Source organism: Streptococcus mitis (genome assembly GCF_023109105.1).
Classification (GTDB): domain Bacteria; phylum Bacillota; class Bacilli; order Lactobacillales; family Streptococcaceae; genus Streptococcus; species Streptococcus mitis_BW.
Map to the genome: position 1 here is coordinate 55,732 of NZ_JALDTZ010000004.1, position 17,023 is coordinate 72,754.

At 38.3% G+C, this 17,023-nt stretch carries 33 protein-coding genes; 6 read left to right on the forward strand and 27 right to left on the reverse strand.

Annotated elements, in window-relative coordinates; translation table 11 throughout:
- Positions 1-248: 248 nt before the first annotated feature.
- From M1F37_RS03845 to M1F37_RS03965, 26 genes are all read right to left on the reverse strand, one after another.
- On the reverse strand, positions 249-677 hold the full coding sequence (locus M1F37_RS03845; RefSeq protein WP_247934791.1) for an ArpU family phage packaging/lysis transcriptional regulator: 429 nt from the start codon (positions 675-677) through the stop codon (positions 249-251).
- Between the two features lie 74 nt (positions 678-751).
- Entirely contained in the window at positions 752-1,132 is a 381-nt protein-coding gene (locus tag M1F37_RS03850; protein WP_247934792.1) for a helix-turn-helix domain-containing protein, read from the reverse strand.
- A complete protein-coding gene (locus tag M1F37_RS03855) occupies positions 1,125-1,301 on the reverse strand; it encodes a hypothetical protein (protein WP_247934793.1) in 177 nt (58 codons plus the stop codon). Before M1F37_RS03855 ends, M1F37_RS03850 begins: the two co-directional genes overlap by 8 nt.
- Positions 1,294-1,530 carry a DUF3310 domain-containing protein gene (locus tag M1F37_RS03860; RefSeq protein WP_173234105.1) on the reverse strand — a complete coding sequence of 79 codons (237 nt, stop codon included), beginning with the start codon at positions 1,528-1,530 and terminating at the stop codon, positions 1,294-1,296. The genes M1F37_RS03855 and M1F37_RS03860 overlap by 8 nt, the downstream gene beginning before the upstream one ends.
- Positions 1,515-1,871, reverse strand: coding sequence for a hypothetical protein (locus tag M1F37_RS03865; protein ID WP_247934794.1), 357 nt, complete (start codon positions 1,869-1,871; stop codon positions 1,515-1,517). The genes M1F37_RS03860 and M1F37_RS03865 overlap by 16 nt, the downstream gene beginning before the upstream one ends.
- Positions 1,868-2,416, reverse strand: a complete 549-nt coding sequence (locus tag M1F37_RS03870) for a hypothetical protein (RefSeq protein ID WP_247934795.1) — start codon at positions 2,414-2,416, stop codon at positions 1,868-1,870. Before M1F37_RS03870 ends, M1F37_RS03865 begins: the two co-directional genes overlap by 4 nt.
- Complete coding sequence (locus tag M1F37_RS03875) at positions 2,388-2,804, reverse strand: YopX family protein (protein ID WP_247934796.1); 417 nt, start codon at positions 2,802-2,804, stop codon at positions 2,388-2,390. The genes M1F37_RS03870 and M1F37_RS03875 overlap by 29 nt, the downstream gene beginning before the upstream one ends.
- On the reverse strand, positions 2,788-3,294 hold the full coding sequence (locus M1F37_RS03880) for a MazG-like family protein (protein ID WP_247934797.1): 507 nt from the start codon (positions 3,292-3,294) through the stop codon (positions 2,788-2,790). Before M1F37_RS03880 ends, M1F37_RS03875 begins: the two co-directional genes overlap by 17 nt.
- A gap of 11 nt (positions 3,295-3,305) precedes the next feature.
- The gene (locus M1F37_RS03885; RefSeq protein WP_247934798.1) at positions 3,306-3,842 is read right to left on the reverse strand and encodes a restriction endonuclease subunit S; all 537 of its coding nucleotides are present in this window, start codon (positions 3,840-3,842) and stop codon (positions 3,306-3,308) included.
- Positions 3,839-4,756: an N-6 DNA methylase gene (locus M1F37_RS03890; protein WP_247934799.1), complete on the reverse strand. Its 918-nt coding sequence runs from the start codon at positions 4,754-4,756 to the stop codon at positions 3,839-3,841. The genes M1F37_RS03885 and M1F37_RS03890 overlap by 4 nt, the downstream gene beginning before the upstream one ends.
- A complete protein-coding gene (locus M1F37_RS03895) occupies positions 4,753-5,013 on the reverse strand; it encodes a DUF1372 family protein (protein ID WP_247934800.1) in 261 nt (86 codons plus the stop codon). Before M1F37_RS03895 ends, M1F37_RS03890 begins: the two co-directional genes overlap by 4 nt.
- Positions 5,010-5,486, reverse strand: a complete 477-nt coding sequence (locus tag M1F37_RS03900; RefSeq protein ID WP_247934801.1) for a class I SAM-dependent methyltransferase — start codon at positions 5,484-5,486, stop codon at positions 5,010-5,012. Before M1F37_RS03900 ends, M1F37_RS03895 begins: the two co-directional genes overlap by 4 nt.
- Complete coding sequence (locus tag M1F37_RS03905) at positions 5,486-6,211, reverse strand: DUF1642 domain-containing protein (protein ID WP_247934802.1); 726 nt, start codon at positions 6,209-6,211, stop codon at positions 5,486-5,488. Before M1F37_RS03905 ends, M1F37_RS03900 begins: the two co-directional genes overlap by 1 nt.
- The gene (locus tag M1F37_RS03910; protein WP_247934803.1) at positions 6,204-6,392 is read right to left on the reverse strand and encodes a hypothetical protein; all 189 of its coding nucleotides are present in this window, start codon (positions 6,390-6,392) and stop codon (positions 6,204-6,206) included. The genes M1F37_RS03905 and M1F37_RS03910 overlap by 8 nt, the downstream gene beginning before the upstream one ends.
- Positions 6,382-6,537, reverse strand: coding sequence for a hypothetical protein (locus M1F37_RS03915; protein ID WP_247934848.1), 156 nt, complete (start codon positions 6,535-6,537; stop codon positions 6,382-6,384). Before M1F37_RS03915 ends, M1F37_RS03910 begins: the two co-directional genes overlap by 11 nt.
- A gap of 24 nt (positions 6,538-6,561) precedes the next feature.
- Entirely contained in the window at positions 6,562-6,957 is a 396-nt protein-coding gene (ssb, locus tag M1F37_RS03920) for a single-stranded DNA-binding protein (protein WP_247934804.1), read from the reverse strand.
- Between the two features lie 86 nt (positions 6,958-7,043).
- Entirely contained in the window at positions 7,044-7,271 is a 228-nt protein-coding gene (locus M1F37_RS03925; RefSeq protein WP_050231352.1) for a hypothetical protein, read from the reverse strand.
- The gene (locus tag M1F37_RS10070) at positions 7,271-7,465 is read right to left on the reverse strand and encodes a hypothetical protein (protein WP_261443442.1); all 195 of its coding nucleotides are present in this window, start codon (positions 7,463-7,465) and stop codon (positions 7,271-7,273) included. The genes M1F37_RS03925 and M1F37_RS10070 overlap by 1 nt, the downstream gene beginning before the upstream one ends.
- A gap of 14 nt (positions 7,466-7,479) precedes the next feature.
- A complete protein-coding gene (locus tag M1F37_RS03930; protein WP_247934805.1) occupies positions 7,480-8,250 on the reverse strand; it encodes an ATP-binding protein in 771 nt (256 codons plus the stop codon).
- Positions 8,244-8,402, reverse strand: coding sequence for a hypothetical protein (locus tag M1F37_RS03935; RefSeq protein WP_247934806.1), 159 nt, complete (start codon positions 8,400-8,402; stop codon positions 8,244-8,246). Before M1F37_RS03935 ends, M1F37_RS03930 begins: the two co-directional genes overlap by 7 nt.
- Positions 8,390-9,193, reverse strand: coding sequence for a phage replisome organizer N-terminal domain-containing protein (locus tag M1F37_RS03940; RefSeq protein ID WP_247934807.1), 804 nt, complete (start codon positions 9,191-9,193; stop codon positions 8,390-8,392). Before M1F37_RS03940 ends, M1F37_RS03935 begins: the two co-directional genes overlap by 13 nt.
- Entirely contained in the window at positions 9,186-9,482 is a 297-nt protein-coding gene (locus M1F37_RS03945) for a hypothetical protein (RefSeq protein WP_419991948.1), read from the reverse strand. The genes M1F37_RS03940 and M1F37_RS03945 overlap by 8 nt, the downstream gene beginning before the upstream one ends.
- A 12-nt stretch (positions 9,483-9,494) precedes the next feature.
- Positions 9,495-9,809, reverse strand: a complete 315-nt coding sequence (locus tag M1F37_RS03950) for a hypothetical protein (protein ID WP_247934808.1) — start codon at positions 9,807-9,809, stop codon at positions 9,495-9,497.
- A gap of 10 nt (positions 9,810-9,819) precedes the next feature.
- Entirely contained in the window at positions 9,820-10,110 is a 291-nt protein-coding gene (locus M1F37_RS03955) for a hypothetical protein (RefSeq protein ID WP_247934809.1), read from the reverse strand.
- 103 nt (positions 10,111-10,213) lie between these two features.
- Positions 10,214-10,357, reverse strand: a complete 144-nt coding sequence (locus tag M1F37_RS03960; RefSeq protein ID WP_167747524.1) for a hypothetical protein — start codon at positions 10,355-10,357, stop codon at positions 10,214-10,216.
- A gap of 8 nt (positions 10,358-10,365) precedes the next feature.
- Complete coding sequence (locus tag M1F37_RS03965) at positions 10,366-11,076, reverse strand: ORF6C domain-containing protein (RefSeq protein ID WP_247934810.1); 711 nt, start codon at positions 11,074-11,076, stop codon at positions 10,366-10,368.
- Between the two features lie 53 nt (positions 11,077-11,129).
- On the opposite strand from M1F37_RS03965, the gene M1F37_RS03970 reads away from it, so the two are divergent.
- A complete protein-coding gene (locus M1F37_RS03970; RefSeq protein WP_247934811.1) occupies positions 11,130-11,789 on the forward strand; it encodes a hypothetical protein in 660 nt (219 codons plus the stop codon).
- A 132-nt stretch (positions 11,790-11,921) separates the two neighbouring features.
- Here the strand turns inward: M1F37_RS03970 and M1F37_RS03975 are convergent, their stop codons facing one another.
- The gene (locus tag M1F37_RS03975; protein WP_247934812.1) at positions 11,922-12,137 is read right to left on the reverse strand and encodes a DUF739 family protein; all 216 of its coding nucleotides are present in this window, start codon (positions 12,135-12,137) and stop codon (positions 11,922-11,924) included.
- Between the two features lie 165 nt (positions 12,138-12,302).
- On the opposite strand from M1F37_RS03975, the gene M1F37_RS03980 reads away from it, so the two are divergent.
- From M1F37_RS03980 to M1F37_RS04000, 5 genes are all read left to right on the forward strand, one after another.
- Positions 12,303-13,037, forward strand: a complete 735-nt coding sequence (locus M1F37_RS03980) for a helix-turn-helix domain-containing protein (RefSeq protein ID WP_001100508.1) — start codon at positions 12,303-12,305, stop codon at positions 13,035-13,037.
- A 13-nt stretch (positions 13,038-13,050) separates the two neighbouring features.
- Complete coding sequence (locus M1F37_RS03985; protein WP_247934813.1) at positions 13,051-13,941, forward strand: HIRAN domain-containing protein; 891 nt, start codon at positions 13,051-13,053, stop codon at positions 13,939-13,941.
- Between the two features lie 161 nt (positions 13,942-14,102).
- A complete protein-coding gene (locus tag M1F37_RS03990) occupies positions 14,103-15,248 on the forward strand; it encodes a site-specific integrase (protein WP_247934814.1) in 1,146 nt (381 codons plus the stop codon).
- A gap of 132 nt (positions 15,249-15,380) precedes the next feature.
- Complete coding sequence (locus tag M1F37_RS03995) at positions 15,381-15,950, forward strand: CYTH domain-containing protein (protein WP_247934815.1); 570 nt, start codon at positions 15,381-15,383, stop codon at positions 15,948-15,950.
- Between the two features lie 112 nt (positions 15,951-16,062).
- Positions 16,063-17,022: a ribose-phosphate diphosphokinase gene (locus M1F37_RS04000; protein WP_247934816.1), complete on the forward strand. Its 960-nt coding sequence runs from the start codon at positions 16,063-16,065 to the stop codon at positions 17,020-17,022.
- The last annotated feature ends 1 nt before the right edge of the window (position 17,023 follow it).

The window sequence follows — 17,023 nt, forward strand, 5'->3', positions numbered from 1 at the left end:
ATTGAATATGACAGTAGCTGGAATTGAACCAGCTGGTCTAGCAGTAAAACGTACGCTTGGTAAAAGTTTCAAGGAGACCCAAACAACCTGCTAACCTGTCCTTACTGTCTAAGAGGCCGAAGCCTCTGTATTTTTAGGAGTCCTCATGACTGTTCGTTGCCAATCATTGGATAATACTATTTTAGCACCTTTTTCTGTTCCAATTCTCCCAAGATTTTCCCAGATTTTTCCCAAGATTTTCCCAGAAATCACTTGTAAACTAGAAGGTTGCTTGCTTGATAGGACTCCGCAAACTCTAACAGAGCTTTGTTCAATATCCGATAATACTCACTAGATGAGTAGCCTAGTTCTGAATAAATGCTATAGTCTTCCCTCTTTTTATTCCTGCAGTATCGTTCAACAAGAATACGTGTATATTCCAAATCTGAAAGATTATTAATTGCCTTGGCAATTAACTCTAAATCCTGCTGAGCTGACACTCTACGCACAACCATACTTTCTACCTGCTTGCTTGTCTTGCCACTTGATGATCTTGGTTCAAGCGAGTAGGATATTGTTATTGTTGGAGCGTATTCTTCTCCAGCAATCCGTCTCAGACGACTGTATTTTTTAAGGACTTTGATAGCTTCCTTTCTGGTTTTCTTTTCATCGATGATATCCAATAATTCTATTTGCACACGAACTCCTCCTCATGATATAATAGTCTTAATGATTTTGTTGTTTGAGGGTCAGCCGTGTGCTGGTTCTTTTTTTATATCTCAATTCCAAAGAAAGTACAGATATCTTCCAATGCGCATTTAGAAATGCTACGGCCTGCTTCCCACTTGGCTATCGTATCTCTGCAATACCCTAATTTAATAGCCAATTCACTTTGAGTCAATCCCAACTCGCATCGCTTTCTTTTTAGCATTTCGGCAAAAGGATTTGTCTTTTTTCTCAAAAATATACGAGGGTCAAGATTCAATTTTTCGCAAATAACAAACATATCCCCATCTTGCGGTTGTGCTTTTCCGCTTTCCCAATGACAAATAGTTTCTGGGGTAACCCCAAAGATTTTAGCAGCTTCAACTTTCTTTAGACCTTTGGCTTTTCGCCACAATCTAATTTGATTGCTAAATTTATTATCACTCATCATCCACCTCAATCTTTACGACAGCTCTACCATTTGGATTTCTTCTTTGCGTGGATGCAAAAGTATAATACTTCAACATCCTTTCAGCAATACCTGTTTCTTTGCTGATTTCAGCGAGAGTCCCCATGGTAATGAACGTATCACCTTGATACAAAGCGTATTCACTCATGTTCCATCTCCTCAATCAACCAGTCAAGGTTCTTACGGGCTTTCTTCAGGTCTTCAAGACCGTTCTTCTCTTTGTAGCGAAGTAAATACTCAACTGCACTGCACCAGCGGTGCGCTTCCATTTCAGTCTTGCCTTTGATGAAATTAGCTGTAACATCCTTTACTTCGAGACCATGAGTCCCGATGTAATGATTTGGTTTGTTTATGCTGTCAATTATTTCTGGGTCCATTTGATAGCCTCCAAAAGTTCTAAGATTATTCGGTTCCATTCTTCGATTGTTGTTTCTCTAAAATCAAACTGAGACATCATTTCAGCTCTTTTGAATAATGCCCTCTTAAAGAATAAAGTTTTTCTGAAAAAATTCATGTCATCTGTTTTAAATTCGGTTATGATTTTCTTTCCATAACCCTCTATCTCTACATGGACTCTTGTTTTTCTATAGAGAGGTAGAGGCTCCGCCCAAACACTTCCTTTCAAGTCTGATTCATCGACTTTCTTAAGCATTAACGATATCTTCTTAGCTTCACTCTCTTTTTTAGCACCACTGAACGGGTATCTTTTTGGTCTCATTCCTTATCCTCCAAAAGCTCTGGGTTTTCGTAGATTCTCGCTCTAACAGTAGACCAATCACACCCATAATATGATGCGATCCAATTTATTGACTTACCTTCTTTAACAAACACCTTTAATTCCTCTTTTGGTATGAGGACTCGTTTTTTCATCTTCATACCTTTCCTGTTATGATTAGCCTTGCCAATTTTTTGTCTATGAGCTTCTGAAAAAACCCTCCCCTTATTATGTTTACTGTTATGAGCTTTATTTAGAATAAGAGAAAGGTTTTCTTTTCTTGAGTCTAACTTGTTCTCATTCAAATGATGCACACTATACTCAAATGGAATTCTTGTTTTCAACCAGTATTGCATTAAAAGTCTGTGTATATGAATCTTTTCGTTATGAATTGAAACAGCAGGATAGAGACCGTGTAAATATATCTTTTTTCTTCCCAAAGTAGGTTTTTGCTGATACCACAAGATTGCCTTCTCTAATTCAGAATAATCAACAAGACATTCACACTCATTGCTAAAATCAATTTTCGCTTGTCTTTTTACCGTCAATTAAATCACCATCCTCCCAAATATTGCCGATGATTTCTTCATGCTCAGTCCACGCATATCCTTCTCTTAAGTCTTTTAGGTATACAGCTGGCATTCCTCCCCAATACGTACCGCCATATTCTTTTTCTATATAGACTTCGTGCAGGCATCCTCTTGTACATTTGATAATATCTCCGACAAAGACCTCCTTACCGTTCTTATCTTTGAGCCCTGTTGATTGCATGAGGACAACATCTTCTCCATTTCGCTTATCTTCAAATTTTAACGGAACCGATGTAGAGCCATCGCTAAACTTCCCTATGATTTCCTTTCTGACAAATGAAATCATCAGTATTTCATCAATCATTTTTTCTGCTAACACATCCCACGCTCTAAATCTTGGTTTCATTCGGCAAATCCTCCTCTTTGACAAACGTACCGTCAATCCAACGACCCTTGCGGTCTTTGATTTCTTGGTAAGCTAATTTAAAGCATTCTTCGAAACTATAACCTAGCGATGTACTGATTAATTTTAACCAATTGATAGAAGATGATAGAAAATCCTTGCATATCAGTTTGTTTTCCCAGTTACAACTCAGTTGAAAGTTACTGATGTCTGAGTTTAAAAATTTGAAGTAACTAAGCACATCTATTTCAAAAGATACTTTAGAAGCATCAAAAATCTCCTGCACATCTATTTTGCTCAACAAGGCCAGCCCGACAATTACGACTGCACAATCTCCGATACTGTCCTTGGTTAACTGCTCATTCTTCTTGAGATAGCCTGCGCATAACTCACCGAACTCCTCGCTTAATTTCAAAGACTGCTTGTCTAGCCGTCCACCGTTTTCTAAATCACGGTCAATAAACCATTGTTTTACATTTTCTAGTGTGTTCATAGTAATACCTCTTATTCTCTTTCTAAAGCCATTCCGATTTTCTCGTTATAGTAACTCAAAACCTTGCTTTGGTTCATCTTTGTTTGTGTGATGTTGTCTATAAAAAATTCCAAATCTGCACTCATTTCATCCAACAACTTAACAACTTTCAACTGATATCCCATATCAGGGACGTCAATCTTTATCTTTGACAATCTAGCTAGTGACAACCCTGGTTGATTGTCGCCGTCTGCACAACGTTCTATCTCTTCCCGTTTCATCAACAGCCAGTGAAATAAATATCGCTTATCTATCATTTCTTTTGGCTCAATTCTGAAGCTATCATCGTCCATCCAAAATGGATCTCGATGAAAATAAACAGCACCAACCGTACCCTTGCGAGTCAAGCGGATTGTGTCGCTCTCACAATTGAATTTATCTGTAGTTCCCTTTGCTTTCATACCAGCGCCATAAATATAATATGCACCTTCGCTAACTTTACCACGCTTACCTGGAATTAAGCCACAAACGTCTAGTAATCCATACTTTTTTATATTGTCTGGTTTCATTCTAATCCTACTGCAAAATTATAAGCCAATAAATAATCATCTAAGACCTTGTGGCATTTCGTTATGAAAGCTTTTAAATCAATATCTGCATTAAAAAACTGAATCAACATCAATTGACTAGCTAAATGTTTTTCAAGGTGGTCGATTGCCATTTGGTCTAGTTCCGCATTTACTTGGTCAATGTCTATTTCTTCCTTCTCTACAGGCTTGCTTGGCGCAACCCATCTAAAATCCGAATCCAATGTATCAGATTCTTGGTATTCAATCTTTTGGGTCTTACAGTCATATATCTCTTTTGAAATCTCAGGACTATTTTTTTCTTTGTCAATGACTAAGAAAATCACGTTGATAGATGTGTCTTCAAATCCATTTTGAATCTCATTCAATTCAACAAGGTTATTCCCTACCAGCTCTCTCAATTTCCTTTCAGATTGACGGTAAGCAATACCAGGAAACATGATATAGAATCCGTATCGTTTCGTGTAGGTCATCGACTTCAACAGAAAAATATCATCAACAACACCTGACTTTTTCCACGGGAACAATTCTTTAATAGCCTGTTGGTCTTCTTCTGGTAAATCTTTCAATTTCAGAGAATAAGGTGGATTCATTGCAATTGCATCCACTTGTATATCTGATTGATAAGTGAAAAAACTCTGATTACTCACGACTGCATGAGGAAAATTGCTTTTCAACGCTTCACAACTTTCCTCCTGAATTTCTACCGCATGAAAATCAGTCATACTGATAAACTGCTCTAGCTGTCCAGATCCTGCTGCACCATCAAAAACAGATACATTCTCACCACAATATTGTTTGACTTTTTGAGCTAAGTATTGACGTAAAGGCTTACCCGTCACATACTCGGCAAATTTATTGGCTTTCTCACGGTTATTGTGTTCAACAAACGTCATAACATTACCTCATCCCCTACTCTGATTTTCTCAAATTGCTCTCTAGTAACTACGAACACCCCGTAATCTCTGATAGTCACTGTATACAGCTTCCCATGCCGTCCTTTCTCAAGGACTCTACCAAATATCTCAGCACCTGCGTTATCCGCCTTGTAGACGACCATTGGCTTCTTCTCTTCCAAATCTCGAATCCTGTCCATCTGCCAGATGTTCAATCCAGCAGAGACAAGAATCCAGATAGCTATGAATCGTTTCATTCTGTGACCTCCTCAAATTTCATAAACGTCATCCAATGCGTCGTCCCACGTTGTTGGCCGAAAAGTGGTTGATGCGGAACTAATTCCAAAATTTCCTTAACGTTTACCTGGGCATCGGACCATTTAAAAATAAGTGTTCCACCTATTTTCAAGACCCTAAAACATTCTTCAAAACCTTGTTGCAAGTCTAATCTCCAAGTCAACAAGTCTAGCTGACCATATTGCGCACGCATAAACGATTTCTGGCCAGCCCATAAAAGGTGTGGCGGATCAAATACAACAAGGTTAAATGTTTCATCATCAAATGGCATATCTCGAAAATCTGCAACAATGTCTGGCTTAACATTGATTTTCTTTTTGTGAATTTCAAATTCTTCTTCACGTCTATCCATGTATGTTGTGTGTGGCTCTTGTTTATCAAACCAGAACATCCTAGACCCACAGCACGCATCTAGTATTCGTATATCTCCCATCACTCCACCTCCTCGACTTCCACGCCTGGGCAATCGAACACCCAGCCGAAGTCTGCGTCTTCTAGTTGTTTGCGAGTGTGTTCTGAACGAAATTTTTTATCTAGTGTTATATTTTTTAACGTCCAAGCGTGAAGGTGCTTAATCAAGGTTAAGTAACTATATGAGTCTTCAATCCATTTAAACCTTACATAATACTTTTTCTCTTCCTCGACCTCGTAGCCGAATTGGTGCATGTTGACAAGGGTTTGAATAGGTTTATTATCTACGTCGTTTAACCAAAAAGCGAACTTACTATCAATCTTTCCCGACTCGCTTTTTGAAGATAACCAATCCCACACATTGTACTCAAATTCGTCTTTGTGTTCCTCATACCAATCCGCCACAAACTTCTTAACTTTGACTTTTTCACGTTCAACCATACCTTCAAGTTTGCCTTGCTCATAACCTTCACGCCATTTTGCATGACTAAAATCCTGTTTAAATTCACTCATGATAGCCTTTAGCCAAACTTCACGATCATGGTCTGGCAGTTCTCGTAATCGTGCTAATATGTTCTTGAGATAGCGTGGAGCTTCGTCTGCATGACCTGTTTCTGGTTCGTCTAAACGCTTCAAATCGCTTATTATACCGTCTGTTGCTACAACTTTAAAATTATAGCTATTTTTAAGCAACTCATATTTCGAAATTAATTCTTGTTTATTCGTTCTTAATTCCTGCTTATTCATCTTCCAACTCCTTTATTTTCTTCCTCAATTCTTTGTTCTTTTTCTTCAACAAATCGCGCTCCAGAGCTCTACTCCGTCTCTTGCGTGAATCGCACGGTTTCGAATACTCGATTATCTTCTCTTCGTTTTGTTCTATTGTCCGTTTCAATCCGTCAATGACTGTTTGTTTATCATACTTCATCTTCTAAAAATCTTTCAATAGCTTCTCTATAGGAGACTTCCACCAGACCGTCTAAGTCGTTCAGTGCTTCAATATAGTCTGGGCGACCTTGCCCGTACTGCTCTTTCAAAAATTCAACAAAGAGATGAATTTCTTGATAGGACATTCCAAACATATTTCTTACCTCTCACTAAAACGGTAAATCATCTTCTTCAAGGGCATATCCTGGCATTTGTTCCTCAATGTTCGAACGGTTAGCTGTATCATCACGCTTTTCAAGTCGCTCGAAATTCTCTGCGATAACCTCAGTCAGATAGACCCTGCGCCCTTCCTGATTCTCGTAGTTCCTTGTCTGGATGCGACCAGTCACACCGACCAGATTGCCCTTCTTGCACCATTCCGCAAACAGCTCCGCCTGCTTGCGCCACATCATACAGTTGATGAAGTCCGCCTCTCGCTCGCCATTGGCTCCCTTGAAGTTCCGATTGACCGCCAGAGTAAAGGTTGCAACCGCCACATTCGACGGCGTATATTTCAATTCAGGGTCTTTCGTCAAGCGACCTACTAACGTAACATTATTGATCATCTTTCTTGTCCTTTCTTGCTGCACGTTCCCCGACTAAATAGCCGAGAAATAGCCACAGAATAGCCATTCCAAATTCTTTAAAAAGTTCAATCATTTTCTTCTCCTCCTGAAAAAGTTGCTAAATAGTAACAATCCTTAGCACCGTAGTCAAACCGTGTCGTCCGCTGACCAATGTGCTTCTGAAACCTTGGATGAGTGATAGCCGAGAAAGCCCATTGATGGTCTTCCATCTGCTCAATGAGATCATCGACATTGTCAAACGTCCCAAGGTAAAACTTGCAGTGCCCGTTGTAGACGAAGTAGAGCTCTAACATCACTCCACCTCGACCGGGTAGAAGTTCCCAAAGGAACCCCTCAATGCCTTGCCAACCTGTAAGGCTGCCGCCCGAGAAACAAACCGCAAGGCTTTCTTCTCTTCTGAACATGAAATGTCCAAGCCAGTCACACCGATAATTGCGGACCTCAAGAATGGCTTATCCTCTCTTGTCCCATGTTTTAAAATAAACATCAATCACCTCTGTTCTAAAAATATTGCTTCCGCTTGTTTGTCAAATCATTAAAAACCATCAAATGATCTTTATCTACCCCCTTCATCAGTCTGGACATAAAGGGTCTGCCATATCTTTTTTGAATATCAGCAGAAATCAAATTCGTGGTAATGATTGTATTTGAACGCTTATTCAGGATATTGTAGAGAATAGTAAACGACCACTCACTATCCTTCTCCATACCCAAATCATCCAAAACCAAAAACTTAGCGCTAGCAATTTTGTTGACCAGGAACTCTTCCTGACTAAAATCAGCTTTAATCTTCATCAGCAGGTCAGTCACGTTGATAAAAATAGCAATCTCTTTCGTGTACTCAGATAGAGCCTTAACCATAGCAAAGGCCAAATGGCTCTTGCCAGTTCCAGCTTCTCCCTGAAGTACAATGTTGTTTCTAGCTCCCTCGGACCATTCACGACAAATTCTCTTTGCAAAAGCTAGCTTCTCCGCTTCTTTTTCGGTTGGGGTCTCAAAATTGTCCAAAGTCGCATTTTTTAAAACCTCATCGTAAAGAGAGAACTTCTCAAGATAGTATTTCCTCTCTCGCTCATTCTCAGCGTTGGCCAGTTCATTAACCCTTGCCTGATTCTCTTCATGGATCCGCTCAGATTCACACATACGACACACAACACTCTCAGTTCTCAATATCTTTATCAAAGGAATGTTGTGCTTTTCGCAAAGCTCTTCCTGTTGTTCTGTATTCCTGCGATAAGATAAGGCGATTTCCTCAAATACATTTTCTACCATACTAGCCGACCTCCGCATTCCTGCCAGCTGGCCATTTCGGACAAGCAGGCAACCACTTGATGAATTGGCTGGTTCGCTAAAAGAGTCTTCTTCTCGTAGCTCAATGGATAGTAGTCTATCTCGAATTGCTCAATCAGTTCTAATACCCCCATTCGTCCTTGGCCTCCTGTTCTTCTTTCTTATCCTTGTTTTTCTTTTCGGATTGGCGAACCTGCTCCACAGTCGTGACATTGTTCATCTGCCAATTTCTTAAAATACCACCTATGTATTTGATATTAGGTTTTCCTGAGTTGATTGCAGTCTTCAGTGCTTCCTTTACCAAATCCACATCATTCTCATTTAGTAGATGGTTGATTTCTTCAATCTCAAATCCAGATAAGAGTCTGCGAAATTCAGATTGAAAAAGTTCTAAGATATTTTCTTCACTACCACTACTATTAGTAGTAGTTATTCTTTTCTTACTCTTATCTTTATCTAATCTATTCTTATTCTTATCTTCTTCTAGTGCGTTACCGTCCGTTACTGTAGCGTTACCTGTAACGTTACCAAGAGCAAGATTTTTCTGTTTTTTACGGTATTTTGCTACACGGTTACGTGTCTGTTCCTTGATTTTCTCCATTCCGTCAATATTTTGATGCTTTTCCCAATTAGGCAAAGTGATGACACCGTCAATAATCTCAATCATCCCGAACTGTTCAAATACTCCCAAAGCCATTCTGACAGTATTCAATGGTCTACGAAAAATAGTAGCTAACATTTCATCTGTATAATGAACCTTATCAGTCATCATCAACAATCCACTACTGTTATGTTTCCCAGCAAGTGTCAAAATTTTGAACCATATCACTAGAATGGCGTCAGGATCAGGCAAGGCATCAATCAGACAAATCTTTTCATCGTCAAAAATATCTGTTGTGATTTTTATCCACTTGATTTCAGACATACCTAGCACCCCACTTCCTACGGTTCGCACGGTACTTCATCCGCATATCTTCATAGATGTGCATACCCTCTAGCGCCATCTTCTCAACCTTTAACAGCTTATTTTCAGAGACCACATCACGATAGTCCTTAGCTAGTTTTTCATAGTCAGCCAGATATTCTTTGATAAGTGATATTTTCCTATTCTCGTCCTCTAAATATATTTCAAAATCAGACTTCTCTTCATCAGACGACATCATTTCAATATTCACTCTCTCATGCCACAACAGCCATTCAATCAATTCTTCCATTTCCTGACCTCCTCAATTCAAGATGTGCATTTTAGGTTCTGGCAAAGCTAGAGGTTCAGGACGTAAGCCTTCAGGACGTTCATTGTCAAACGTAAATCCTTTGAACTCCCGACGGATATTCTTACGAATTTCTTGGCGCTCAATCTCACGCCCCATCTCAAGGATTTCATTGCAATCTCTAATCACTTGCGTGTCCCGTTCTTCTTGCAATCGTCTTTCTTCCTCTTTTTGTTTTTCTAACTGATGAACTAGAATCCCTGCGCTGATAAAACCTAAAATCACTGCGCCAGTTCCTAAAAGTTGGTTAATTAATGGTGGTTCGTACATTATTCTCTCCTTATGCTCTTAATTTTCGTACTTCTTTTTCTAACTCTAAAATCTCATAAACATCATTGATATCGTACATAATATCTTTCCCTTGCTTACGAAATCTTAAGCCTTTACGTTCTAACTTCTTAACATAGGCATGATTAAAGCCAAACTTCTTCATCAAAGCCTGTTGATTGATTGGCATGCGATCATTCTCTAACTGCTCCCTGACTTGCTTCTCAGCAAAGGCTAACAATTGTTTCGTGAACAATTCAGCACTTTCGCCGTCCAATCGTAATTGTAGCGTTATACCTTCCATTTTTTACATCCTCTCAACTATGCGGGCAAGCATTTTTGTGATATAATGGTTTTAATAATTTAAGTGTGCGCCTGACTTCGTTAGGTGCTTTTTTGTGTTGTTGTCAAACTGTTTTACTTTCCATAGCCCTGAGTTCTATCTCATGGCTGACTTGTCTAAATAGCTTCTCACACGCTATTTTAGCTTCTCTGTACGTTGTAGATTCGCTGATGAAGTAATCAGCAAGTTCAATGATTTTATCTTCCATGCCTACCCCTACGCTTGGCTAAAAGCGTTCAGTTCCATGATTTTCATCTTAGTATTGGTGCTTGGCTCCCACGTCATCCAGTAGGCCAATGCGGCTTCTGCAAACTTTTTCGGTAGCAGGTCATAGCGACTAATATTAAAATGATCCTTGAAATCAATCTCAGCTTGTCTAAATACCGACTGAGCAAAAATCTTATCCGCATAAGCTGGGCTATCAATACCACCCAGACATGCCACAACCCTAGCCTTTCTCTTCTTCAGTAGCGACTGAGCATAGCTTGGATGAATCGGTTGCTCGCTCTTGAGGTAGTCGATGTCTTCTAGCATGGTCGCCTGTTGCTCACGCAATTTCTTCTGGCCAGTAAACAGAGCAATGAAGGCATCCTCGTCCAAATCCTCGCGAATGAAACCGCCCTGCTTGCGAATAGCTGGCAAGACCTCTGATGTCACCCAGCGCTTGAACTCTTTCGCTTGAGGTAATTTACTGGATAAGATAAGAGAGTAGAGACCAGATTCGTTGATAATCAACATATCCTGTATTCCACCACTAGTAGGGATGCCCTGTTTTAGGGCGTCCTCTTCATCAACGTGAAGAGCAATCGCATTTCTAGCCTTGCTATATCCTAAGATATCTGCAACATCTTTCCCAACGAACCACGGCTCGTCATCAATTGTCAAAGTACGGACTTCCTGCCCGTGAAAATTAAAAATTTCGTTCATAAAGTTCCTTTCTAAATTTGGTATAATGAAATAAAAACGATTGGAGAGAAAATATGACTGAAAAAATTTGTTTTATTGTAACTGCTATTGGCGAATCTGGAACAGAAACTAGAGATAGAGCAGATGAGGTTTTTTCTTACCTGATATCCCCAGTCTGTGAAGAATTAGGATATAAACCAGTACGAGTTGACCAAGTAGATGCAGTTGATAATATCAATGAAACTATCATTAACTATCTCAAGACCGCTCCAATGGTTGTAGCGGATATGACAGGCCACAATCCGAATGCATTTTATGAACTAGGATTTCGACAAGCATTAGAACTCCCCTTAGTTCCTATCATACAAGCAGGTAATAGACTTCCTTTTGATGTTATATCCCAAAGAACTGTTTTTTATAACCTTTCTGTTGGAAAAATCGAGCAATCCAAAAAGGATTTAAAAGCTAAAATGAAAAGCTTTGAAAACTTTGAAATGCCTGAAAGTCGCATTGATAAAAGCGTTACATTAGAAGAGCTTGATGACAAGCTAACTAAAAAGCTAAACAAGATACTAAATCTGTTAGAAAACCAACAGTCTTATTCTTCTCTCGTACACACGCATGATTTTGATTTTAAACCATCAAAAATTGACTATCAGTCAATTATTCAGCAAATCCAAGGTAAAACTAACCAATTTCAGAGGAATCCATTATTCCCCGAAGATAAGAAATAGCTAGCTCTTGTTGACTTTGCAGTTCCCCAATCTCAGCGAGTTTTTCATTTATAAGTCTAACGGTCCTCAACACTTCATTGAGGGCTTTTCTTTCTAGTTCGTTCATAGTGTTCCTTTCTTCGATTGTCGCACTTATGCGACTGTTTCGCTAAAAAAAATAGATAAAGCTTCGTCTTTTGAAAGATTGAGGGAAGAAACAATCAAGTTTACTTCTTGTATAGAGAAACTACCATTTTGTTTCATTTTTCTATAGAACGTACTCTTATCAATCCCAATATCTTTTGCTAAAGCCTCTTGAGTAGTATTGCGTTCGATAATTTTTCCTTTTAATTTCGATACATTTACCATATCTGCTCCTTTCTGTTTGTCGCATTTGTGCGACTTGTTGTTTTAAGTATAACTGATAAAAAAGGAAATGTCAACAAGAAAATCGCGTTTTTGAAACTTTTTATATTGCATTTTTGCGACTAATGTTGTAAAATTATTGTGTAATATATAATAAGGGGTAAAAAAATGAATGTCGGAGAAAGAATAAAACAACGTCGAAAAGCGTTGAAAATGTCTGCGGACGAGCTTGCAGAAAGTGTAGGTGTCTCTCGCTCTACTATTTTTAGGTACGAAAAAGGAGATATTGAGAAGGTTGGACCTGAAGTATTAAAAAAAATCGCTGACAAATTAAATGTATCACCTGGAGATTTGATGGGATGGGAAGACAATCAACAAGAATTGAAAATCCCAACCTCCCCGTTGGTTCACAAAATTACTGAAAAGGTTGTCAAGCTATCAACTCCGAGAAAACAAAAGGTTCTTAACTACGCTAACGAACAATTGAAAGAGCAAAATAATAAAGTAATCACAATTGAGGAAAAGCTTTTTGAATACCGTGTTTTTGAAAAACTTTCAGCTGGTACTGGATTCTCATACTTCAACGATGGGAACTATGACACTGTTTTTTACGACAAAGACCTAGACCACGATTTTGCTTCTTGGGTTTTTGGAGATTCCATGGAGCCTAAGTACATGAATGGAGAGGTCGTTCTCATCAAAGAAACAGGTTTTGACTACGATGGTGCCATTTATGCAGTTGATTGGGACGGTCAAACTTATATCAAGAAAGTCTATAAAGAAAAAGACGGTCTTAGACTCGTCTCCATCAATAACAAATATAAAGATAAATTCGCACCATTTGAAGAAGATCCAAGAATCATTGGAAAAATAGTCGGAAACTTCATGCCAATTGAAAATTAAAAGGAGAAAATTTATGAAAATAGGAATGAGAAAACCAAGTCTGACCAGAAGTTTAAAAGCTAGAACTACTAGTAAATGGAAAAGACAGGCTAAAAAAGCTATTATTCCTGGCTATGGTAAGAAAGGGATGGGATGGGTTAAAAATCCAAAGAAAGCTATGTATAACAAAGTCTACCACAAGACAACATTTGGACTATCGGATTTGTTTAAACCATCTAAAAAAAGGGCGAAAAATAACAAACAACCTTTACAATATGATTCTTCAAGACAACACACATCTAATAAGAATAATCGAGGTTCACTTATTTTTCTAATTGTCTCTTTAATTTTACTGTTCATAGTTCCTCCTTTGGGTGTGCTTCTTCTACTTGTTAACTTTTTCGTTTTTATAATTAAATATTTTTCAAGTAAGAAACGAAAAGTCACTTCTAGCAATCCATCTGTAGATAAAATTATTTTCCATGAAGATTTCTTGTTGATGGGAACAAATTATCATAAAGAAGAAGCTGAGATTGCTGCTGATTTTCTTTCTGAAGGTGTTCATTATTTCGGAAAAGATAACAAGAGTTTGAAATCTTATATGCTTGAAACATATAAACCAGTTTACAAATACAATAAATTAAAAACAGTAGATGTTCATCTATTGCCCGAACCATCAAATCCTCACGACCAAAACGCTATTCAAGTTTTAGTAAATAATATTTTTGTTGGATATATACCAGCTTCAATTGCGGCACAAATTTCAACTTACATAGCTAATCCGAACTACAGATATGATGCAATTCTTACAGGTAGAGGTGGACCTTATAAAACACTTAATATTGAAACTGAGCGAGTCATTTCTCGAGAAAGTGACCTAACTTATTACTTAGATTTAACAGTATGGCATCTAGCTGAAAAATAAAAAAAGCCCCACACTCTCCGAAGGCAATCTTTGAGTGTGAGGTTTCAACCTTCCATATAGCAAGCAATGGAAAATATGATAAAAAAATACAACTATAGTTTATCATAAGTTCTACACCTTTTCAACTATGCGGGCAAGCAATCGAAAAGAAAGGACTTTTTATGATAAAAAAATACGTTACTAAAAAAGGAGAGACTAGATATCTCTTTCAAACATACCTGGGCATAGACCCTGCTACTGGAAAAGAAAAACGTACAACACGCCGTGGTTTCAAAACCATAAGAGAGGCAAAGGCTGCCGAACGTGATCTTCTCTTAGATGTTGAAGAGAATGGTTTTTCAAACAATGAAGATTTCCAGAACCCTACATTCGCTGAAGTTGCTGAGTTATGGCTAGATAGCTATAAAAACACTGTAAAACCAACAACATATCATAACGTTAAGAAAAAACTTGACGTTATGATTGACTTGTATTTTACAGATATGAAAATCCAGCAGATCAGTGTAGCTTATTGTCAAAAGGTTGCTATCAAGTTAAGTAATCTCTATATCCTCTATGCCAATTACTACTCTGTCATCAGCCGTATTTTCAAGTATGACACTTCTATTGACATTATTAAGTCAAATCCCTTAGACAAGATTATCAAGCCTAAAAATAAACCCTTAAAGGGCAAAGAAAACTACTATACAAAGCAGGAACTAACCGAATTCCTTAAAGTTTACAAAGCAAATTGTAAGCCTGTAGACTATACCTTTTTTCACTTACTCGCTTTTTCTGGATTGAGAACTGGAGAAGCTATCGGTCTCATGTGGTCAGATGTTGACTTTGAAAATAAACGGTTAAGCATTTCTCGCACGGCTGTCGTGATTGGCAAAAAACAAACTGTCCAGGATCCTAAAACCAAAAGGAGTAAGAGGGTTATCACCTTAGATGATGAAACTCTGAATGTTTTGAAACTCTGGAAACGACAGCAAATAAAAGAGTATTTTCGGGCTAGCGTGCCTTACAAACATGATTCAAATTATATCTTTACGAATAGTTTCGGAGGTTGGATTTCTCCTTCAGCTGTAAAAGAGAGACTTAGAAGATTCTTTTGTGAACACAATGATATCAAAAAAATTACGCCTCACGGTTTCAGGCACACACACGCTTCTCTCCTCTTTGAAGCTGGTGTTACAGCCAAAATCATTTCGGACAGATTAGGTCACAACAATGTCCAAACCACTCTTGATATGTATACCCACATCAACGACAATCAACGTGTTGAAATCGTGGATCAGCTCATGACTTTTATCCGTTCAAGCTAAAAGTAAAGTCGTATTCAATCTCGTATTCACTTTTAGATATATACTATAAAACCAATGATTTCAAGGGACTAGGAAACCGTGAGCAGTTTATACCATAAATCCGCTTTCAACGATAAAGAAAAGGTAAGAAAAATGAAACATTTAGAAATTGAATTGAAAACACTATTGAAAAAAGATGAATACAATCGTCTAAAAGACCAGTTCACAGGTGTCACACCTGTTCTTCAAAAAAATTACTACATGGACACGCCTGATTTTGAACTTCGAGAAAAAAAAGTTGCTATGCGCATTCGAACCTTTGAAGACTGGGCAGAATTAACACTCAAAGTCCCACAAAGTGTTGGAAACATGGAATACAATCAAAAATTGCAACTAAAAGATGTTGAAAACTATCTGGCTAAGCAAAAACTTCCTCAGGGACTGGTGCTAAATGAATTAGCCAAACATGGCATCCAAAGCAAGAACTGGCAGGTTCTTGGTTGTCTAACAACGCTTCGCTATGAAATGCAAACAGCTATTGGCCTTATGGCACTTGATGAGAGTCAGTACTTTGATATAACAGATTACGAATTAGAGCTTGAAGTGGAAAATCATGAGCAAGGCAAACAAGATTTCCAGCAATTTTTAGAGGATAATCAAATTTCTTATCAAAAAGCTCCTTCAAAATTGGTTCGATTTGTCAAAAGCATGAAAAATAGCTGAAATAATCTCCATTTTTTGGTAAAATAGAAAAGATAAAAATACACAAATTCCAGTTCATATATGTAAGGCAAATATAACTAGGATTTATAAAGTTTACAGAGGACGGTCTATAATGTCAGATAGAAAAAATATGAAGCTTTTCGCACTCAACTCTAACCAAGAGATTGCACAGAAAATTGCCCAAGCTGTTGGTGTCCCACTTGGCAAACTATCATCACGTCAATTTTCAGACGGAGAAATCCAAGTAAATATCGAAGAAAGTGTCCGTGGTTATGATGTGTACATCATCCAATCAACAAGTTTCCCTGTTAACAACCACCTAATGGAATTGCTAATCATGGTTGATGCTTGTGTTCGTGCAAGTGCCCACAGTATCAACGTTGTCCTTCCGTATTTTGGCTATGCACGTCAAGACCGCATTGCTTCACCTCGTGAGCCACTTACAGCTAAACTAGTCGCTAATATGCTGGTTAAGGCAGGTGTTGACCGTATCCTTACGCTTGATTTGCATGCTGTTCAGGTTCAAGGCTTCTTTGATATCCCTGTTGACAACCTCTACACAGTACCCCTATTTGCAAAACATTACTGCGATAAGGGCCTACTCGGTTCAGATGTTGTTGTCGTTAGCCCTAAAAATTCAGGGGTGAAACGTGCTCGTAGCCTGGCTGAATATCTTGATGCTCCTATCGCCATTATCGACTACCCTCAAGACGATGCAACTCGCAACGAAGGCTATATCATCGGTGATGTTGAAGGTAAGAAAGCCATCTTGATTGACGATATTTTAAATACAGGACGTACCTTCTCTGAAGCTGCTAAAATCGTTGAACGTGAAGGAGCTACAGAAATTTATGCTGTTTCTAGTCACGGTCTCTTCGTTGAAGGTGCAGCCGAACTTCTTGACAATACTAAGATTAAAGAAATTCTTGTGACTGATTCAGTAGCAACAAAAGAAAAAACTCCTAAAAACGTATGCTACATCACTGCTAGTGAGTTAATTGGTGATGCCATCGTCCGTATCCACGAAAGAAAACCAGTCAGCCCACTCTTTGCCTACAACAAAAAGAAATAAG

What these genes read in the sequence shown, in the direction of transcription:
- M1F37_RS03865 (WP_247934794.1), bottom strand. Translation starts at nt 1,871, where the DNA reads ATGAGACCAAAAAGATACCCGTTCAGTGGTGCTAAAAAAGAGAGTGAA.
- M1F37_RS03995 (WP_247934815.1), top strand. Translation starts at nt 15,381, where the DNA reads ATGAAACATTTAGAAATTGAATTGAAAACACTATTGAAAAAAGATGAA.
- M1F37_RS03940 (WP_247934807.1), bottom strand. Translation starts at nt 9,193, where the DNA reads ATGTCTGAAATCAAGTGGATAAAAATCACAACAGATATTTTTGACGAT.
- M1F37_RS03985 (WP_247934813.1), top strand. Translation starts at nt 13,051, where the DNA reads ATGAAAATAGGAATGAGAAAACCAAGTCTGACCAGAAGTTTAAAAGCT.
- M1F37_RS03885 (WP_247934798.1), bottom strand. Translation starts at nt 3,842, where the DNA reads ATGAAACCAGACAATATAAAAAAGTATGGATTACTAGACGTTTGTGGC.
- M1F37_RS03900 (WP_247934801.1), bottom strand. Translation starts at nt 5,486, where the DNA reads ATGGGAGATATACGAATACTAGATGCGTGCTGTGGGTCTAGGATGTTC.
- M1F37_RS03890 (WP_247934799.1), bottom strand. Translation starts at nt 4,756, where the DNA reads ATGACGTTTGTTGAACACAATAACCGTGAGAAAGCCAATAAATTTGCC.
- M1F37_RS03875 (WP_247934796.1), bottom strand. Translation starts at nt 2,804, where the DNA reads ATGAAACCAAGATTTAGAGCGTGGGATGTGTTAGCAGAAAAAATGATT.
- M1F37_RS03930 (WP_247934805.1), bottom strand. Translation starts at nt 8,250, where the DNA reads ATGGTAGAAAATGTATTTGAGGAAATCGCCTTATCTTATCGCAGGAAT.
- M1F37_RS03895 (WP_247934800.1), bottom strand. Translation starts at nt 5,013, where the DNA reads ATGAAACGATTCATAGCTATCTGGATTCTTGTCTCTGCTGGATTGAAC.
- M1F37_RS03915 (WP_247934848.1), bottom strand. Translation starts at nt 6,537, where the DNA reads ATGTCCTATCAAGAAATTCATCTCTTTGTTGAATTTTTGAAAGAGCAG.
- ssb (WP_247934804.1), bottom strand. Translation starts at nt 6,957, where the DNA reads ATGATCAATAATGTTACGTTAGTAGGTCGCTTGACGAAAGACCCTGAA.
- M1F37_RS03935 (WP_247934806.1), bottom strand. Translation starts at nt 8,402, where the DNA reads ATGGGGGTATTAGAACTGATTGAGCAATTCGAGATAGACTACTATCCA.
- M1F37_RS03965 (WP_247934810.1), bottom strand. Translation starts at nt 11,076, where the DNA reads ATGAACGAAATTTTTAATTTTCACGGGCAGGAAGTCCGTACTTTGACA.
- M1F37_RS03970 (WP_247934811.1), top strand. Translation starts at nt 11,130, where the DNA reads ATGACTGAAAAAATTTGTTTTATTGTAACTGCTATTGGCGAATCTGGA.
- M1F37_RS03955 (WP_247934809.1), bottom strand. Translation starts at nt 10,110, where the DNA reads ATGGAAGGTATAACGCTACAATTACGATTGGACGGCGAAAGTGCTGAA.
- M1F37_RS10070 (WP_261443442.1), bottom strand. Translation starts at nt 7,465, where the DNA reads ATGTTTATTTTAAAACATGGGACAAGAGAGGATAAGCCATTCTTGAGG.
- M1F37_RS03910 (WP_247934803.1), bottom strand. Translation starts at nt 6,392, where the DNA reads ATGAAGTATGATAAACAAACAGTCATTGACGGATTGAAACGGACAATA.
- M1F37_RS03945 (WP_419991948.1), bottom strand. Translation starts at nt 9,482, where the DNA reads ATGGAAGAATTGATTGAATGGCTGTTGTGGCATGAGAGAGTGAATATT.
- M1F37_RS03960 (WP_167747524.1), bottom strand. Translation starts at nt 10,357, where the DNA reads ATGGAAGATAAAATCATTGAACTTGCTGATTACTTCATCAGCGAATCT.
- M1F37_RS03950 (WP_247934808.1), bottom strand. Translation starts at nt 9,809, where the DNA reads ATGTACGAACCACCATTAATTAACCAACTTTTAGGAACTGGCGCAGTG.
- M1F37_RS03880 (WP_247934797.1), bottom strand. Translation starts at nt 3,294, where the DNA reads ATGAACACACTAGAAAATGTAAAACAATGGTTTATTGACCGTGATTTA.
- M1F37_RS03905 (WP_247934802.1), bottom strand. Translation starts at nt 6,211, where the DNA reads ATGAATAAGCAGGAATTAAGAACGAATAAACAAGAATTAATTTCGAAA.
- M1F37_RS03975 (WP_247934812.1), bottom strand. Translation starts at nt 12,137, where the DNA reads ATGGTAAATGTATCGAAATTAAAAGGAAAAATTATCGAACGCAATACT.
- M1F37_RS03990 (WP_247934814.1), top strand. Translation starts at nt 14,103, where the DNA reads ATGATAAAAAAATACGTTACTAAAAAAGGAGAGACTAGATATCTCTTT.
- M1F37_RS03860 (WP_173234105.1), bottom strand. Translation starts at nt 1,530, where the DNA reads ATGGACCCAGAAATAATTGACAGCATAAACAAACCAAATCATTACATC.
- M1F37_RS03925 (WP_050231352.1), bottom strand. Translation starts at nt 7,271, where the DNA reads ATGTTAGAGCTCTACTTCGTCTACAACGGGCACTGCAAGTTTTACCTT.
- M1F37_RS03850 (WP_247934792.1), bottom strand. Translation starts at nt 1,132, where the DNA reads ATGAGTGATAATAAATTTAGCAATCAAATTAGATTGTGGCGAAAAGCC.
- M1F37_RS03980 (WP_001100508.1), top strand. Translation starts at nt 12,303, where the DNA reads ATGAATGTCGGAGAAAGAATAAAACAACGTCGAAAAGCGTTGAAAATG.
- M1F37_RS03855 (WP_247934793.1), bottom strand. Translation starts at nt 1,301, where the DNA reads ATGAGTGAATACGCTTTGTATCAAGGTGATACGTTCATTACCATGGGG.
- M1F37_RS04000 (WP_247934816.1), top strand. Translation starts at nt 16,063, where the DNA reads ATGTCAGATAGAAAAAATATGAAGCTTTTCGCACTCAACTCTAACCAA.